Source organism: Planococcus sp. VCh962 (assembly GCF_057748275.1).
The window spans coordinates 124,215-141,877 of record NZ_JBYLHS010000001.1; the positions used below are offsets into that span (position 1 = coordinate 124,215).

At 42.2% G+C, this 17,663-nt stretch carries 19 protein-coding genes; 14 read left to right on the plus strand and 5 right to left on the minus strand.

Annotated features, from left to right (window positions below):
- The first annotated feature begins 11 nt into the window (after window positions 1-11).
- The gene (gene pyc / locus AC3AQ9_RS00595) at window positions 12-3,452 is read left to right on the plus strand and encodes a pyruvate carboxylase (RefSeq protein ID WP_488305526.1); all 3,441 of its coding nucleotides are present in this window, start codon (window positions 12-14) and stop codon (window positions 3,450-3,452) included.
- 36 nt (window positions 3,453-3,488) lie between these two features.
- Here pyc and AC3AQ9_RS00600 read toward each other — a convergent pair whose 3' ends face one another.
- Window positions 3,489-4,403 carry a COX15/CtaA family protein gene (locus tag AC3AQ9_RS00600; RefSeq protein ID WP_488305527.1) on the minus strand — a complete coding sequence of 305 codons (915 nt, stop codon included), beginning with the start codon at window positions 4,401-4,403 and terminating at the stop codon, window positions 3,489-3,491.
- Window positions 4,404-4,751: 348 nt separating this feature from the next.
- Between AC3AQ9_RS00600 and cyoE the strand changes: the two genes are divergently transcribed.
- From cyoE to AC3AQ9_RS00640, 8 genes are all read left to right on the plus strand, one after another.
- Window positions 4,752-5,669, plus strand: coding sequence for a heme o synthase (gene cyoE / locus AC3AQ9_RS00605; protein WP_488305528.1), 918 nt, complete (start codon window positions 4,752-4,754; stop codon window positions 5,667-5,669).
- Window positions 5,670-5,720: 51 nt separating this feature from the next.
- Window positions 5,721-6,818: a cytochrome c oxidase subunit II gene (coxB, locus tag AC3AQ9_RS00610; protein ID WP_488305529.1), complete on the plus strand. Its 1,098-nt coding sequence runs from the start codon at window positions 5,721-5,723 to the stop codon at window positions 6,816-6,818.
- A gap of 34 nt (window positions 6,819-6,852) precedes the next feature.
- Window positions 6,853-8,739 (plus strand): cytochrome c oxidase subunit I, encoded by a 1,887-nt coding sequence (gene ctaD / locus AC3AQ9_RS00615; protein WP_488305530.1) that lies wholly within the window; start codon window positions 6,853-6,855, stop codon window positions 8,737-8,739.
- Complete coding sequence (locus tag AC3AQ9_RS00620; RefSeq protein ID WP_488305531.1) at window positions 8,726-9,352, plus strand: cytochrome (ubi)quinol oxidase subunit III; 627 nt, start codon at window positions 8,726-8,728, stop codon at window positions 9,350-9,352. Before ctaD ends, AC3AQ9_RS00620 begins: the two co-directional genes overlap by 14 nt.
- Window position 9,353: 1 nt before the next feature.
- Window positions 9,354-9,686: a cytochrome c oxidase subunit IVB gene (gene ctaF, locus AC3AQ9_RS00625; protein WP_488305532.1), complete on the plus strand. Its 333-nt coding sequence runs from the start codon at window positions 9,354-9,356 to the stop codon at window positions 9,684-9,686.
- Window positions 9,687-9,690: 4 nt separating this feature from the next.
- Entirely contained in the window at window positions 9,691-9,843 is a 153-nt protein-coding gene (locus AC3AQ9_RS00630; RefSeq protein ID WP_488305533.1) for a hypothetical protein, read from the plus strand.
- Between the two features lie 151 nt (window positions 9,844-9,994).
- Window positions 9,995-10,918 (plus strand): cytochrome c oxidase assembly factor CtaG, encoded by a 924-nt coding sequence (gene ctaG / locus AC3AQ9_RS00635; protein WP_488305534.1) that lies wholly within the window; start codon window positions 9,995-9,997, stop codon window positions 10,916-10,918.
- Window positions 10,919-10,942: 24 nt separating this feature from the next.
- Window positions 10,943-11,404, plus strand: coding sequence for a DUF420 domain-containing protein (locus AC3AQ9_RS00640; protein WP_488305535.1), 462 nt, complete (start codon window positions 10,943-10,945; stop codon window positions 11,402-11,404).
- Window positions 11,405-11,536: 132 nt separating this feature from the next.
- Here AC3AQ9_RS00640 and AC3AQ9_RS00645 read toward each other — a convergent pair whose 3' ends face one another.
- A complete protein-coding gene (locus AC3AQ9_RS00645; RefSeq protein ID WP_488305536.1) occupies window positions 11,537-11,902 on the minus strand; it encodes a YugN family protein in 366 nt (121 codons plus the stop codon).
- A gap of 141 nt (window positions 11,903-12,043) precedes the next feature.
- On the opposite strand from AC3AQ9_RS00645, the gene AC3AQ9_RS00650 reads away from it, so the two are divergent.
- Window positions 12,044-13,111, plus strand: coding sequence for a CAP domain-containing protein (locus AC3AQ9_RS00650; RefSeq protein ID WP_488305537.1), 1,068 nt, complete (start codon window positions 12,044-12,046; stop codon window positions 13,109-13,111).
- Window positions 13,112-13,115: 4 nt separating this feature from the next.
- Here the strand turns inward: AC3AQ9_RS00650 and AC3AQ9_RS00655 are convergent, their stop codons facing one another.
- Window positions 13,116-13,601: a PaaI family thioesterase gene (locus tag AC3AQ9_RS00655; RefSeq protein WP_488305538.1), complete on the minus strand. Its 486-nt coding sequence runs from the start codon at window positions 13,599-13,601 to the stop codon at window positions 13,116-13,118.
- A gap of 74 nt (window positions 13,602-13,675) precedes the next feature.
- Between AC3AQ9_RS00655 and AC3AQ9_RS00660 the strand changes: the two genes are divergently transcribed.
- Window positions 13,676-14,122, plus strand: a complete 447-nt coding sequence (locus AC3AQ9_RS00660; RefSeq protein WP_488305539.1) for a YlbF/YmcA family competence regulator — start codon at window positions 13,676-13,678, stop codon at window positions 14,120-14,122.
- 305 nt (window positions 14,123-14,427) lie between these two features.
- Here AC3AQ9_RS00660 and AC3AQ9_RS00665 read toward each other — a convergent pair whose 3' ends face one another.
- Entirely contained in the window at window positions 14,428-15,345 is a 918-nt protein-coding gene (locus tag AC3AQ9_RS00665) for a glycerophosphodiester phosphodiesterase family protein (RefSeq protein WP_488305540.1), read from the minus strand.
- 250 nt (window positions 15,346-15,595) lie between these two features.
- Here AC3AQ9_RS00665 and AC3AQ9_RS00670 point away from each other — a divergent pair, with 250 nt between their 5' ends.
- Window positions 15,596-15,868, plus strand: coding sequence for a YlbG family protein (locus AC3AQ9_RS00670; protein WP_488306791.1), 273 nt, complete (start codon window positions 15,596-15,598; stop codon window positions 15,866-15,868).
- Here AC3AQ9_RS00670 and AC3AQ9_RS00675 read toward each other — a convergent pair whose 3' ends face one another.
- Window positions 15,869-16,249, minus strand: a complete 381-nt coding sequence (locus tag AC3AQ9_RS00675; protein WP_488305541.1) for a DUF7147 family protein — start codon at window positions 16,247-16,249, stop codon at window positions 15,869-15,871. It lies immediately after the preceding gene.
- A 332-nt stretch (window positions 16,250-16,581) separates the two neighbouring features.
- Between AC3AQ9_RS00675 and rsmD the strand changes: the two genes are divergently transcribed.
- Together rsmD and coaD are read left to right on the plus strand one after the other, a co-directional pair.
- On the plus strand, window positions 16,582-17,157 hold the full coding sequence (gene rsmD, locus AC3AQ9_RS00680) for a 16S rRNA (guanine(966)-N(2))-methyltransferase RsmD (RefSeq protein ID WP_488305542.1): 576 nt from the start codon (window positions 16,582-16,584) through the stop codon (window positions 17,155-17,157).
- On the plus strand, window positions 17,150-17,629 hold the full coding sequence (gene coaD, locus AC3AQ9_RS00685) for a pantetheine-phosphate adenylyltransferase (RefSeq protein ID WP_488305543.1): 480 nt from the start codon (window positions 17,150-17,152) through the stop codon (window positions 17,627-17,629). Before rsmD ends, coaD begins: the two co-directional genes overlap by 8 nt.
- Window positions 17,630-17,663 lie beyond the last annotated feature (34 nt).

Here is a 17,663-nt window from a genome sequence, read left to right on the forward strand (position 1 = left end):
TGTGCTGCGGTGTGAAAACGATTAGCAAAATTTTAGTGGCAAACCGCGGAGAAATCGCAATTCGGGTTTTCCGCGCTTGTACAGAACTGAAAATTCCAACGGTTGCAATTTATTCACAGGAAGACAGTGGTTCCTATCATCGCTACAAAGCGGATGAATCTTATTTAGTCGGCAAAGGCAAGAAGCCGATTGATGCGTACTTGGATATTGAAGACATTATACGCATTGCAAAAGATTCTGGGGTAGACGCCATTCATCCAGGTTACGGTTTTTTATCTGAAAACGTCCATTTCGCCCGTCGATGCGAAGAAGAAGGGATTATCTTTATTGGTCCAACTTCCCGGCATCTTGACATGTTCGGCGATAAAGTGAAAGCGCGGGAGCAGGCCATAGCGGCTAATATCCCGGTTATTCCAGGAACTGATGGGCCAGTTGAATCTTTGGAGGAAGTAGAAGAATTCAGCAAAACAGCAGGGTTCCCGCTAATGATTAAAGCATCTCTTGGCGGAGGCGGGCGCGGAATGCGCATAGTCAGAACGGAAGAAGAACTGGCATCAGCGTATGAACGCGCAAAATCCGAAGCAAAAGCTGCTTTCGGATCAGACGAAATGTATGTTGAAAAATTTGTGGACAAACCAAAACATATTGAAGTGCAGATCCTCGGAGATGTGGAAGGCAACGTCATCCACCTTTATGAGCGGGATTGCTCGATACAGCGGCGGCACCAGAAAGTGGTGGAAATCGCGCCATCGAATTCAATCAGCAATGAACTGAGAAATCAGATTTGCGATGCGGCAGTTAAGCTTATGAAAAATATAAATTACATAAATGCCGGTACTGTAGAATTCTTAGTTGCTAACGATGAGTTTTATTTCATTGAAGTAAACCCTCGAATCCAAGTTGAACACACAATCACTGAGATGGTGACGGGCATCGATATTGTCCATGCCCAAATCAAAATTGCGCAAGGTCTTTCAGTCCACAGCGAAGAGATCGGAATTCCGGCACAACAGGATATTCCATTGAATGGTTTTGCCATCCAGTCACGAGTGACAACAGAAGATCCTTTGAACGACTTCATGCCGGATACAGGGAAATTGATGGTTTATCGGTCAGGTGGCGGTTTCGGAGTTCGCCTGGATGCTGGAAACGGTTTCCAAGGAGCGGTTATTACACCTTTCTACGACTCGCTATTAGTAAAAGTTTCAACATGGGGCAATACGTTTAAGGAAGCGTCGGCGAAAATGGACCGGAACTTGCAAGAATTCCGGATTCGCGGAATTAAAACGAATATCCCATTTTTAGAGAATGTAGTCCGTCATAAAAATTTCATCAATGGCGAATTTGACACAAGTTTTATCGATTCAACGCCTGAATTGTTCATCTTCCCGGTGCGTAAAGACCGGGGGACAAAACTATTGACTTATATCGGAAATATTACAGTCAATGGATTCCCGGGTATTGAAAAGAAAAAGAAACCAATCCATACAGCTCCAAGAAAACCGCAAGTGGATTTATCCGCACCGGCACCAAGCGGAACAAAACAAATATTGGATCAGCATGGCCCTGAAGGCTTAACTCAATGGATTCATGACCAGAAAGAAGTCTTGCTGACAGATACTACTTTCCGTGACGCCCATCAATCATTATTGGCAACACGTGTGCGTTCACATGATATGTTCGCTATTGCGAATGAGACTGCCCGGTTGCAGCCTGATCTGTTCTCCATGGAAATGTGGGGAGGCGCGACATTTGATGTATCTTACCGTTTCTTAAAAGAAGATCCATGGCAGCGGTTGATCAAGCTTCGCGAACAGGTGCCGAATGTTTTGTTCCAAATGCTATTCCGCGGCGCAAATGCGGTGGGGTATAAAAACTATCCGGATAATGTGATTCGTGAATTTGTCCGCAAATCAGCGGATGCCGGCATTGATGTATTCCGGATTTTTGATAGCTTAAACTGGATCAAAGGCATGGAAGTGGCAATAGATGAAGTCCGCCAGAGCGGGAAAGTGGCAGAAGCGGCTATTTGTTATACAGGAGATATTTTAGATCCGAGCCGAGATAAATATACAGTCGACTATTACAAACAAATGGCAAAAGAATTAGAAGCTTCAGGAGCCCATATTTTAGCTATCAAGGATATGGCAGGATTATTGAAGCCTGAAGCGGCATACCGGTTAGTTTCTGAGTTGAAAGACACGGTTTCACTGCCTATTCATCTTCATACCCATGATACAAGCGGCAATGGCATTTATTTATACGCAAAAGCTATTGAGGCAGGCGTAGACATCGTTGATACAGCTTTAGGAACGATGGCGGGATTAACTTCTCAGCCGAGTGCAAACTCGCTTTATTATGCAATGAAAGGAAGCAAGCGGGAAGTTAGAACTGATATCGAGTCGATTGAAAAATTGTCCCACTATTGGGAAGACGTCCGCAAGTACTACAGCGATTTCGAAAGCGGCATGAACAGCCCGCATTCTGAAATTTATGTCCATGAAATGCCAGGCGGCCAGTACAGCAATTTGCAGCAGCAAGCCAAAGCAGTAGGCCTGGGCTTACGTTGGGAAGAAGTGAAAAATATGTATTCCCGCGTCAACTTGTTATTTGGAGATGTTGTAAAAGTAACACCTTCGTCTAAAGTTGTAGGGGATATGGCGTTGTTTATGGTGCAAAACGATTTGGACGAGGAAAGCGTCATTACGCGTGGGCAAACAATTGACTTCCCTGAATCAGTTATCGAATTCTTCGAAGGATACATTGGACAGCCGCATGGCGGATTCCCTGAAGAACTTCAAAAGGTAGTGTTAAAAGGACGCCAGGCAATTACTGTCCGGCCAGGAGAATTATTAGAGCCCGCTGATTTTGACGAAATCAAGAAAACTTTATTCGAGAAATTGGAACGGCCGGTAACAAGCCAGGAAATTTTAGCATACGCGCTTTATCCAAAAGTATTTGAAGAGTACACCGCTACCAATCAGCAGTTCGGCAATGTATCTGTTTTAGATACTTTGACATTCCTCTATGGAATGAGACTTGGTGAAGAAATAGAAGTAGAAATTGAAAAAGGGAAAACCTTGATGATCAAGATGGTGTCAATCGGAGAACCTCAAAAAGACGGACACCGGACAATTTACTTTGAGCTGAATGGTCAGCCGCGTGAAGTCAATATTCAAGATATGACCGTTGAAGCTGATGCTTTGGCAAGACCGAAAGCGGATCTGAAAAACGAATCGCATATTGCTGCGACTATGCCGGGAACTGTACTGAAAGTGGTAGCCGAAGTCGGTGCCAAAGTGCAGCGCGGAGAACATTTATTGGTTACAGAAGCCATGAAAATGGAAACAACAGTGCAAGCGCCGTTTAATGGCATAGTAAAAGAAATACATGTAGGTGCCAATGAAGGAATATCTACTGGCGACCTCTTGATAGAAATGGAAAGAGTATAAAAAACAGCCGGCGCATAAAATGCGCCGGCTGTTTTTTTATTTATTGCTGAATCTGCTGCGTGAAACGAGCAGGATCATGTAACATAATAATCCGAAAAGCAGAGAAATTAACAGGGAATGAAGAAGTGCTACAGCTAGATTCAATTTAGTCAAGACAACCAGCATTCCGGTAGTGGCTTGGAGCAATACGATAATAAAGGCGATGATCCATCCCCAATAAATGACGCGCTGGTCCTTGTAATTTTTAAAAGCGTGCCAGGCAATATAAGCCAACCATATTACAATCAAGCCTGCCGCAGCACGGTGTCCCATTTGAACCCATTCATACATATTGTTCGGAAGGGCGAACTGATCGTTACGGCACAACGGCCAATCTGCACAGATCAAACTGGATTCTGTATGGCGCACAAGGGCACCCGTATAGACCACAATATAAGAATACAAAGTAACGCCAATGGTATGCATTTTTAACTTCTTACCGATTATGAGACGGTCTGCATCAAATTTCCGGTCTACCTCAAAAACAAGCAAAGTTAATAATAATACAGATGCAAAAGAAATGAGGGAAATCCCGAAGTGGAGCGCAAGAATAAAGTCACCTTGACCCCATAATACTTGGGCAGCGCCAATCAATGCTTGAAGAATTAAAAAAAAGACCGCCAGGAAGGCTAAGAATTTGGTTTCACGGATATGGCCATATTTGATCCAAGCCCAGACAGCTAAGATTACGATTAAAATCCCGACCGATCCTGTAACAAGCCGATGCGAAAATTCGATGAGGACTTCAGCAGTAATGTCATCAGGAATCAATTCGCCATTGCAGCTTGGCCACGACCGGCCACAGCCCATGCCGCTGTCCGTTTTGGTGACAAGAGCACCGCCAAGCAGGATTAAAAGCATTCCGACGGTTGCTGCTACTGCAAACCATTTTATATATTTACCTTGATGCAAGAATGTCACCTACTTTTTCTTGTTAAAACTTTTTAAAACGTCCGTTGCCTGCATACTCGATAATATCTAAAGTCACAACAAAACACAACGGAAAATGAGGAATAGCGGAAACTTTCAAGATTTAGACATAATCCAGCGAGCTTCACAAACTGTTCAAAAACAAATTTTTTTCTATCTTAAAATAACGAGAGTACTCATGTATGATTGAAAGAGCATATATCTGAGACAAATTACATGAAAATCAACGCTTTTATCGGTTAATTTCAGTTTGAAGTAGAAAAACGGCTGGAATTTAGATATAGTAATGGTTAGCGGAATATGCTTACAACTTTGAAAGGAGGGGGTTATATGTCAAACAGCCGGTCTTTGTCTGCGGAAACTCATGAAACGGCGGAGCCTACCACATTTCTTAAAGATTTTCTCGCATTAATCAAAATCGGAATTGTAAATTCTAATTTAATTACTGTGTTTACTGGACTGTGGCTAGCGTTCCAATTTTCCGACAGGCATTTCCTGCAGGAGATGGACATTCTCGTCTATACTTTGGTCGGTTCTGCATTTATCATAGCTGGTTCAGCTGCGATGAATAACTATATTGACACAGATATCGATCCATTAATGGCGAGCAAGAGAGCACGTCCAACTGTTACAGGAAGATTTAAGCCGTCTGCTGTCTTAGCACTCGCTACGACTTTCATCGTGATAGGCGAAATATTATTGTTCTCTGCATCTGTTTCTGCTGGCGTTTTAGGAATCGCGGGAATCTTGGCTTATGTAGTCCTCTATTCCATGTGGTCTAAGAGAAGGCATGTCAGCAACACAATAGTGGGGAGCATATCGGGAGCAATCCCGCCGCTAATCGGTTGGGCAGCGGTTGAACCTACGCTCGGTTGGGGCGCATGGGCACTGTTCTTGATTATGTTTATATGGCAGCCGCCACATTTTTATGCATTGGCTATGAAGCGCACTGAAGAGTACCGTGCAGCCGGCATTCCAATGCTTCCAGTGGTCAAAGGCTTCCACCGCACAAAGAAATCTATGCTTGCATGGGTTTTGCTGCTGTTCCCTCTGCCATTCCTGTTAATGGATCTCGGAATAAGCTTCATCATCTTGGCCACATTGCTCAATATCGGTTGGTTGGTTCTTGCCATTCGAGGGTTCAGTGTGAAAGATGATTTGAAATGGGCAAAGACAATGTTCATCTATTCGTTGAATTACATGACCATTCTATTTGTGTCGATGATTATTTTTGCCGTCTTTGTCTAGTTTCCAACAGTGCAGAAAAATTTTAAAAATGAGAGCGGGGTATGAAAAGCTATGATTAAAGGGCTCAAAAAATGGCGCCTTTTTGCATTGATGACTGCATTAGTTGTCTTTCTTGCAGGGTGTGGTAGAGCAGAAATCTCTACATTGATACCGGCCGGTAAAGTAGCGCAAGATCAATTCAACCTATTGATTTTGTCTACCGCAGTAATGACTTTTGTCATTCTTGTTGTAACGGTTATCTATATTTTGGCAATTGTTAAGTTTAGACGTTCTAAACTTGGGGACGATCTTATCCCGGAACAAGTTGAAGGAAGCGCAAAACTTGAATTTTTATGGACTTCTATTCCAATCGTTTTGCTTTTAATTCTTGCTGTTCCAACCGTTTATTCCACTTTTGATTTAGCGGACGTTTCTTCTATGGATGTTCAGGCTGAAGATGGGGATGGCATGACCAACTTAACAGTCAATGTAACAGCAAAATTATACTGGTGGGAATTTGAATACCCAGAACAAGGAATTGTTACTGCTCAAGAATTAGTCGTTCCGACAAATGAAAGAGTTTACTTCAACCTGATTTCTGCAGATGTAAAACATTCATTCTGGATTCCATCCATCGGTGGGAAACTGGATGCAAACCCTGAAAACGTAAACACATTCTACTTAGAGTTTGACCAAGCGTCTTCTGAACTTGAAGATGGCGTCTTCTATGGTAAATGTGCTGAGCTTTGCGGCCCTTCCCATGCGTTAATGGACTTCAAAGTGAAAACAATGGAACGTGCAGAGTTTGATTCATGGGTAGCAGCTATGCAAGAAGAAGCGACTCCTGCTGAAGGTGCACTTGCACAACAAGGAGAACAGCTTTTCGGTGCTGATGGCGCTGGCTGTATCGCTTGTCACGCAGTTTCAGGTTCTGGCGCAGGCGGAGTAATGCAAGGGCCGAACGTAGCAACATTCGGAGACCGCAACCGTGTGGCTGGCTTCATGGAACATAACGAAGAAAATCTTAAAAAATGGATTGCAGATCCACAACAATACAAACCGGGCAACTTAATGCCTGATCCAGAATCTTTGAACGACGGAAAACCATTTACAGAGCAAGAGCTTGATGCACTTGCTGCTTACTTGATGTCTTTATCCGTTGAAGAGTAAAAGAATCGGAGCTTAAAAAAGGGAGGTTTACATTGTGAGTTCTATTGCTCAAAAAAGGGGCTTCGGTGCTGCCATTTGGGACTACTTGACAACAGTAGACCATAAAAAAATCGCACATCTTTATCTCGCATCAGGAGGAATATTCTTCTTGATCGGTGGTATAGAAGCGTTGTTGATCCGAATCCAGTTGATGAAAGCCGGAAATGATTTCCTCAGTGCTGGAACATATAATGAAGTGTTGACAATGCACGGGACAACAATGATTTTCTTGGCAGCGATGCCAATATTGCTCGCGTTTATGAATGCCATCATGCCTTTGCAGATTGGCGCCCGTGACGTAGCATTCCCGTTCTTGAATTCACTTGGATTCTGGTTATTCTTCTTTGGTGGAATCTTCCTGAACCTTTCCTGGTTCATGGGCGGTGCACCAGATGCAGGCTGGACGAACTATGCGTCTCTCGCGCTCGCGTCAGAAGGCCATGGTATTGACTTTTATGCACTTGGATTAACGATTTCCGGTTTCGGTACGTTGATCGCAGGTATTAACTTCTTGGTTACAATCATCAATATGAGAGCACCGGGCATGACTTACATGAGAATGCCACTGTTCACTTGGACAACTTTTGTAGCTTCAGCATTAATCTTGCTGGCGTTCCCTCCATTAACAGTCGGTCTTTTCTTTATGGTATTTGACCGCATGTTTGGAGCCAACTTCTTTGATGTAGCTTTGGGAGGAAACACAATCATCTGGGAACATTTATTCTGGATTTTTGGACACCCTGAAGTATACATTCTGATTTTGCCGGCTTTCGGTATTTTCTCTGAAATCTTTGCGATTTTCTCACGCAAGCGTCTATTTGGATATACTGCGCTTGTCTTTGCAACAATCCTGATTGGTTTCTATGGTTTCATGGTTTGGGCTCACCACATGTTTACAGTTGGTTTAGGACCTACAGCTAACGCAGTTTTCGCATTAGCGACTATGATTATCGCAGTTCCAACAGGAGTGAAAATCTTCAACTGGCTATTGACCATTTGGGGAGGCAGCATCTCTTTCACCACGCCAATGCTATATGCGATCGGATTTATTCCGTCATTCGTAGCAGGCGGAGTAACAGGAGTCATGCAGGCAATTGCTCCTTTGGATTATCAATTGCACGATTCCTACTTTATCGTGGCGCATTTCCACTACGTTATCGTCGGTGGAGTAGTACTTGCGATTTTCGCAGGCACACATCTATGGTGGCCAAAAATGTTTGGTACAATGCTTAGCGAAAAACTAGGTAAAATCACTTTCTGGTTCTTCTTTATCGGGTTCCATTTAACATTCTTTATCCAGCATTTCCTAGGTCTGATGGGTATGCCACGCCGCGTATTCACATTTGGATCTGACCAAGGCTGGGACTTGTTCAATGCAATCAGTTCTGTAGGTGCTTTGTTTATGGCTATCGGTGTTATTGTACTTCTAGTCAACGTTGTCATTACTAGCGTTAAAAACGAACGTGTCGGCAATGACCCATGGGAAGATGGCCGTACACTGGAGTGGGCAATACCATCACCGCCGCCTTTCTATAACTTTGCACAAACTCCTTTAGTGCGTGGACTTGATACGTACTGGATCGAGAAAATGGAAGGCAATAAAGAAGGCATGATCTATGCTGAGCCTTTAGAAGAGATTCACATGCCAAACGGCTCGTTTATTCCGGTAGTTATGTCATTCGGTATGTTCGTTGCTTCATTTGGTGCCTTGTATCACCTTGATGGCGACAAAGCTTGGACACTTCCGGTTATCGTCTTAGGATTATTGATAACTTTCGGTTCAATGCTGCTTCGTTCATTGAAAGATGATCTTGGATTCCATATTTCTAAAGAAGATTTGATCAAAGATGTTAAAGGGGGTAGCATGGATGGATCTAAATAAAAAATATACCCCGCAGACGTGGCCTGATCACCCTGAAACAGCTACTATGGAAGGTAAAAATAAATTTATCGGTTTCTGGCTTCTTCTGGCCGCTGAAACTGTAACGTTCGCATCTTTATTTGCTACCTATTTAGCATTGAAAGACAAAGGACCAAGCGGAATGGAAATTACGGCTTCCGGGCTGTTTGAACTTCCTCTTGTGTTTGCAATGACAATGATACTTTTAACATCATCTTTGACAAGTGTTTATGCAATGTACCATATGAAAAACCATAACTTTAAAGCGATGCAGGCATGGCTCATGGTAACAGTTATACTGGGCGCAACATTCCTTGGCTTAGAAATTTATGAGTTTAATCATTATGTTCATTTAGGCTTTGGCTATACGCACAGTGCTTTCAGTTCTGCGTTTTATACCTTAGTCGGAACGCATGGAGCTCACGTTTTATTCGGCTTAAGCTGGTTTATTGCATTGATGGTCCGCAACTCGAAACGCGGTTTAAACACATACAATGCGCCTAAGTTCTATCTTGCTGCATTATACTGGCATTTTATCGACGTAGTATGGGTATTCATCTTTACTGTCGTCTATTTGATGGGAGTGATCGGTTAATATGGCTCACGATACGCACACGCATGTTCGAACACAAGCAGAATATGAATATGTTCGCCGCCAACGCGCTAGAGAGATGCGCAATCATCTGACGTCATTTGCAATCATGATCTTCTTGACATTGATTTCATTTACGGCAGTAGCAGCTGATTTTTCACCATATTTGATCACGCCAATTATTCTTTTATTGGCAGCTGTTCAAGTAGTGCTTCAGCTTTATCACTTTATGCATATGAGCAATAAAGGCCATGGCATGGTCGCGTTCTTTATGTTCAGCGGAATGTTTGTAGCTTTTATCACGATTCTTGCATTAGTAACAATCGTTTGGTGGTAATAAAATGGAAACCCCGTTTGCCTTTTGGCAAGCGGGGTTTTTGTCTTTAGGGAAGATGCTGTTTTGGCAAATGAAAAAAGGTTCGTTGTATTTGTATGGTCCTGTTATGCTGAGCAGAGGTCCATCTTGGTGCATCAGATTTGTTGAGGACGGCTGAGGCGGCCCTTAACAGCTAAGTCCTCGACACTTGTTTGGAAAAGTACAAGGTGCGTAAGCTTTTCTTTCCTCAATTGTCATAGTTCGTTCATTGATATACCAACGGGCGCACTATATAATGGGGGTACTTAAGAAAAAGGAGGTATGCTGGCATGCCGATCAGTATATTCGGATTTCAGGCATTATGGAGTCCGGTTTACTTGGGAGTCCTCGTTTTAATTACGGCCTTATATTTTCTAGTAACTATAAAATGGAGAGACAAATTTAAAGATAGCGAGCCTTTAAAAATGAAGGAAGCTGTTTTGTTTGTATCAGGCATGGCGTTATTGTATGTAATAAAAGGTTCGCCGGTTGATTTGCTTGGACATATTATTTTTACGATGCATATGGTTCAGATGGCGTTTTTGCTACTGCTTGTACCGCCATTAATCATTATGGGTATCCCAACTTGGTTATGGAGAAAATTTATTGATATACCGGCCGTAAAACCCTTATTTATGTTCTTTACAAAGCCGATGCTGGCTTTGATCTTGTTCGGGATGGTATTTTCGTTTTACCATATACCAATGGTTTTTGATTTTGTGAAATCTAGTTCTTTGCTGCACGCTTCGGTCAATGTAGTGCTGTTTGTTTCAGCGATATTCTATTGGTGGCCGGTTGTCAATAATTTAGAAGGCGCTCATAAATTCCATGGTTTAAAGAAGCTTGCTTATTTATTCGGATTGAGCGTGCTGATGACTCCTGCTTGTGCGTTAATCATCTTCAGCAGTACTCCTTTTTATGCTACTTATTCAAATGGAGAAGCTTGGCTGCAGGCAATGGCTTTATGTGTTCCGATGGGAACTCTTTCCCAGCTTAATTTATCGGGGCCGGAACTATTTACAACCATGTCTACTGTAGAAGATCAGCGGACTGGAGGCATTGCCATGAAGGTATTGCAAGAACTCGTTTTCACCGTATTTTTATGGATGGTTTTCTATGAATGGTTGAAAAACGAAAATGATAATGCTGATGAAATCACAGCAAAAACTATACAAGATAGAAAGAATATGGCTTTTCATCGACACAATGCTTAATGAAGTTAAAGGAGATCCTATTAAATGAATTTGCCCCTATTACCGACGATCAGTACATTTTTTATCGTATTAAGTGCAGTGCTTGTGGCAATTGGCTGGTATTTGATTCGCCGCCGCAATATTGAAGCACATAAAAAAGTTATGCTTGGAGCAGGTGCTGCTGCATTAACGTTCTTTATCATTTACATGTCCCGCACCATATTTGTCGGTAATACCGCTTTCGGAGGACCTGATGAATACAAACTGATCTATACCATTTTCCTGATCTTTCACATATGCCTAGCGACTACAGGCGGAGTTATGGGCTTGATTACGATTTGGCTTGGATTGAAAAACCGTTTAGAGAAACATAGAAAGTTCGGGCCAGTCACGAGTGTGATTTGGTTTTTCACAGCAATCACTGGTGTCATTGTTTATCTTTTGCTTTATGTTATTTATGAGGGAGGACATACAACATCTGTCTTCAAAGCAATACTTGGTGGATAAAAATAGAACCTGAAAAGGTTCTTTTTTTATCTCACAAAGCATATCAATAATAATGCGGAAGATGTCCAGTCATGACATTTAACGAATTAGAAGAAAATAAAAAACCGCAGTTCAATGTGAACTGCGGTACTTTTATGCTTTGATTTCAAATGCGGAAATTTCAGTTCGGATGGCTTTTAATACTTCCGCGCATGATTTCACTAGATGCTCCGGAAAATGCTCGTCTTCGCCGTATTCCACACCATGTGGGTAATAATGCTTGCCAAGTACAGGCTTCATCAATTTTACTACTGCATCGCTGGCATCAATATCGCCGGCAAGTGCATAGCCGAATACCCGCAAATAATAAGTGCCTTCGCGGACAATGAATTTGCGGTCGTATGTAACGCGCTCGTAGTCCCACTGGCCTTCTTTAGTTAAGCCATGACGGCTCATAATGTCATCAAGTAAAGTAAAGTCTACCTGAATGTTCTCTAGTCCTGTATTTTCAAAATACATAGGATCTCCTCCTCTATATCAAACTGACTAAATGCTTCTTTAATAATAGATGAAAAAACGGGTTGTTGCAATGGCTAGATTGTGTCAGAATGCAGACGACTGTTATAATTATGAATATAGAACTTTTAAGGAGCTGTTCGATTGAAAGACTTATTGCGAATTATGATTTTTCTATCGATTATTCTAATCGTATTTTTTTATTTTGATTCTTCTATAGAAGAAAATGAGATTTTAGAGGCTCCGCAAACACAAGACCCGCTGCCTGACCCGGACTTAGTGGAAAATCCACTTGATGTAGAACGCCCTTTGGAAGGACTGTCCACTTATGTGGGAAATACAACCGAAGAATGGCTGCAAGACTACGGGAAACCTGCCCGCATTGAACCCTCTGCCTTTGGCTATGAGTGGTGGGTCTATGACGCATCTTATTCCAACTATATAATGGCTGGGGTTAAAGAAGGCAATATTGTACAGGTTTATACAGCAGGGGCAGCAACGAATGCTGCGCCGTATAAAATCGGACAAACTTTAGATGATTTGTATCGCTTCACAATTATCGAAAATGAAGTTACCGTAAAGTACGGAAACAGCATTTATACATTTAGTTTGAGTGCTGATGATGTAAATAAACGGCTGCTCATTAGTTTTGATGAAGTATATGCCCAACTTTATATAGATGAAGAAGACCGTACATTAGAAGCGGTCCGCTTTATGGATGCTGAAACACTGGTAAGGCATCAGCCTTATGACATGATGTTTTCTGGAGATTTACTGCCGGTTATCACTCCGTCATCGAACTTGCAGCAAGCTATCGATGACGCAAATGCTAAGCAGATAATTGACCTTACCAATGTTTACCGATTACACCACCAAAAAAATCCGTTGTCTGTAAATCCATCAGTCAATATGCTGGCTAAAGAACATAGTCAAAATACGGCCAAGAAAAACTTCTCTTCCGAAGAAGAAATCGAACTTAAAAGCTTGAACGAACGCTTGACTGCCGCAAATATTGTATTTGAAGAGGCGGCAGAGAATACAGCGACTCAGTATTTTGACGCTGCCGAAGCTGTTCATGGGTGGATCAATTCCCCGAGCCATCGAGAGACATTATTGTCCAGCCGCTTTAATCAAATCGGAGTAGGCGTTTACGGTAAATATTACACTCAAAACTTCTTGAGGCAAGAATCCACGAACGCAGAGAAGCAATAAGGCATTATTGCTTTTTTGGAACGATGAAAAATGATCCGGTTGCTGTTGCTATATGCTTGCCGTCCTGCTGAACGATATTGCCTTCCACTACCATCGTATGGCTGCCTTGTCTGATCAACTTGGCGTCTGCTTGAATCACTTCTTCGACAGAAACAGAAAGATAGTGGATCGTTATATTTGTAGTGACTGCGGCATAGCCATCCGGGCATTTGCTGTTTGCTAGCGTCCCCATTGCTGTATCCAGCAATACGGCTAGAATACCCCCGTGCGGGATGTCAATATTATTGTGGATAAAAGGAGTATTAGGTATACTTACAACGCTGGAATGTTCGTCTGTGTCACGTTTCATGTTCAAGCTGGCACTCAAATATGTATTAAATTCTCCGTGTTGTTTTTTTTCAAAGTTTTCAAGGAAATCACTTAATATTTTGAGATCTTCCAAGGAGCTATTATCGACAATGCGCTGAAATTGCTTAGATAGATTTTTCATCGAATCATTCCTTTCAATATGTATGAAAATGGGAGTATTTCTGCTATGATGAAACCGTAGAGGAGGAATGCTATATGTTTATGACCTATGAATGGGTTCAAATCACTGACTCCGCAGAAGAGTTGAGCGAAATGATTTTACAATCAGAGCAGGTTGAGCAATACCGAAAAGCTTATCATGCTGTTTATAATAATAAAGATCTTGCTGAAGAAATTTATGCCTTCAGCAGATTAAAAGAACAATACGAAGAAGTTCAAAGGTTTGGCAAGTACCATCCGGAATATAGCCGGGTGATGAAACAGATCCGCGTGGATAAACGGCGCCTTGATTTAAATGAACAAGTGGCAGAATTGCGGCTGGCTGAAAATGAACTTCAGGATCTAATGGATCAAGTCAGCTTCATTCTTGGTAGGTCCGTATCTGAGGCAGTAAAAATACCGTCAAGCAATCCTTTCTTTTCTTCTGAATCTTCTTGCGGCGGAAGCTGCGGAACAGGCGGAGGCTGCTCGTGCTCAGCTTGAAAAGAAAAGCGGAAATGGCCGCTTAGATTCGACAGGCATAAGACAGACTGGCGAAGTGGCGTTTTGTGCCACACAGCCGGTATGGCTTATGACCCGAGAATCTGGCCATTGCAGCTGGACAAGAAAAGCGGAAGCGCCTGTCCAGCTCCGACAGGCGTAAGACGGTTTGGCGAAGCGGCATGTTTTCAGCCGCACAGCCGAATGGGCTTACGACCCGAGGAGCTAGGCGCTGCAGCTGGACAAGAAAAGCGGAGCCACCTTATAAACTATATGAAAAAATGTGCAACGATTTCGTTGCACATTTTTTATTGCTCTTGATTTTCCAATTCACGGATGACAGAAATAGCGATATCCGGTCGATCAGTAACGATTCCTTGTGCACCAGCCGCAATCAAGGCACTCATTTCTTCTGGAGTATCAATGGTCCAATAATGGACGGGAATATTCAGATTCGATAGAAATGCAACAAACCGAGGGGAATCTAGCCGGAACATCGATGAACGAACCGGAATTTGAAAAACATCCGCACGCGGGTTATACAAATGGCCAAATTGGCTGTTATAAGCGGTATACGCTTTTTTCACTTCATTTTGACCAGCTCCGATGGCAACCCGGTTTTGGGCATAAAGATTGAAACGGTCGATTTGTTCATCGAAAAAACTGGTGACCACTACACGATCATGCACTCCAAGAGAATCGATCAACCTCCATAACTTGGAGGGAACCAAACTGCCTTCATAAGTTTCAGGAGAGTCCTTCATGTCGATATTGATGTACATGTGTGGAAATGCTTCGAACAAATCCCGAAGCAACACCACTTTCTCACCTTTGCCCCGGTAGGAATGATTGCCCTTTTGATCGAGAAAGTGATAGCCTAAATCAAATTTCTGCAAATCATTAAGCGTCATCTCAGCGATGCGTCCAGCGCCATCTGTCGTCCGGTCAAGGTACTCGTCGTGAAAAACGAGAATTTCCTCGTCTTTAGTCAAACGAATATCAATTTCAAATCCATGGACTCCAAGTTCCGCTGATTTTGAAAATGCAGCCATCGTATTTTCTGGAGCAATGGCACTGCCGCCACGGTGAGCAAGGACAATGGGGTGGTCATAGTCCAGAACTTCTTTCCCCGGTCTTAATTGAGGATTTACGAGCGCTTTAGAGCCAGCCCAAGCCGCTGCGCCAACCGCAACTGCTGCAAGCCCGATTTTTGTCTTTTTTCCCATACGAATGGATTACCCCCTCAATAATATAACTAAAGTTATTATAGCGAATTCCGAAATTTAATGTTAGTTTTATCCTGTTTAATCACGAGTTGATTGCTTCAAACCTGGAAGCCGTCTGTTGAAGAAAAACATAGCAACACTATATGAGCAAAGAGCCATGTCATTCAGCTTTGGCCAAAGTTTCGTTCTCTCTGGTTGCGGCTTTTTTCTTTCCTATGGTATTCTAGAAATTAAGAAAAGAGGGATAGTTATGCGTGATCGCCAGGGCCTCATTGTTTATGTGCATCATTTAAAACAAGCCAAATCGCTAAGAAAATATGGGCATGTTCATTTTATTTCACGTAGACTGAAATATGTCGTTCTTTATATGGACCAAGAAGTTATTGAAACTACAAAATCTAAATTATCAAAACTGCCATACGTCAAACAAGTTCTTGAATCACAGCGGCCATTTTTGAAAACCGAATATGAAAATGCAAAGCCGGATAAGGCCAAAGAATACGATTATAAAATCGGTCTATAACTATTGCATAGGCGGGATATAATGGTTTAATCTAAGAATCGCTATCAGATGGCTAAAGTAAAATTTCTTTTCAGCATAGGCAGAAGAATGTTTTACATCCATTTTAATGGGGTGATGGCCTAGCTGCCTGATGGTTTCTTCAAATAGGCCGAGCCTTTTTGAGTTTTCCGGTATTCCTTCCCGGCATATGTAAATTGGCATGAATCCGCCTTCTTCGGCTGGTTCAAATGCTGCTGCAACAGAAAGCACCGGCTGGCCTCCTTCGGTTGTAGAAACAAATATAAAACCATGTTTGAAACGGTTTGAATTTGTGGTGATCAGTTCACGGAGTTCATATAAGTCTCCGTAGCCTTCTCCTAATTCGATAAATCGCTGAATCATTGGGTCACGTCCTTTCCATTTAATATTTTACCACTTTATAAGTTGAACTAAAGAATTTTCTTATTTATATCGCTTCGGTTGCTTTGGGTAAGGCAGGGACGATTGCTCTGCAATAAGCCAAATAGAGCACTCGACTTTTAATACACGGACGCATAGAGGTTCAACATGCGGTAACATATAATTGACTTTTGCATTATAGAAATGGCGCAAAACAAGGAAGAAGCCCATGGCAGTTGATGCGGCCAATGTCTTCGCAGCTGTTCTGTGGAATATCGGTAAGTAAAGACTATTAGTTCCATTTAGCATAAATTTAGTAAATAAGAGGCGATTGAATGCGTGTTGTAGCAGGAACAGTAAAAGGGATCCCGCTTAAAGCGGTTCCAGGCTTATCAACAAGGCCAACGACAGACAAAGTTAAGGAATCTATTTTTAATATGATTGGCCCTTTTTTCGATGGCGGCAATGCCTTGGATTTATTTGCAGGCAGCGGGGGATTAGGCATTGAAGCTTTGAGCAGAGGCATTGATAAAGTGATTTTCGTTGACAAAGATCGCAAAGCGATTGAAACGATCCGGATGAACCTGGAAAAAACCAGGCTTACGGATCAAGCGGAAGTATATAAAATAGATGCTGAACGGGCACTTAAAGCAATGAAAAAGAACAATCTGCAAGCACGCTTAATGTTTTTGGATCCGCCTTACCATATGGAAAAAGCATATGAACTCATGGATAAAGCAGCAGAACTTGGAATCATGACGGAGGATTCCATCGTAATATGTGAACACGCCAAAGAAGTAGAGCTTGGCGACCGTACGGCTTTTTTTGAGCGGTTCAAAAAAGAATTATATGGTGCCACCGTCATTTCAATTTATCGATTTCAAGGGGAAGAGGGAGAAGAATTTGAGTAAGATTGCAGTCGTGCCAGGTAGTTTTGACCCCATTACATTGGGGCACCTTGATATAATCAAAAGAGCTTCAACCATCTTTGATGAAGTTAAAGTAGTGGTCATGAACAACTCATCAAAAAAACCGCTTTTTAATGTGGAAGAACGCCATGAGTTGATTGCCAAAGTCACTGATTCAATACCCAATGTAGAAGTGGACTCATTTTCTGGCCTGCTTATTGATTATGCAAGTGAAGTGAAAGCAAATGCCATCATTCGAGGACTTCGGGCAGTTTCAGATTTTGAGTATGAAATGCAGATCACTTCTATGAATAGATTTTTGAATGAGGATATTGAAACTTTGTTCATGATATCAAACAACCAGTATTCATTTTTAAGCTCAAGCATTGTAAAAGAAGTTGCGAAATACGGTGGGAATATCAGTGAATTAGTGCCAAGTGCAGTGGAAGAGGCATTAAAGCAGAAATTCAAATAAGTCACGTTTAACGTGGCTTTTTGTTATTGGCTGC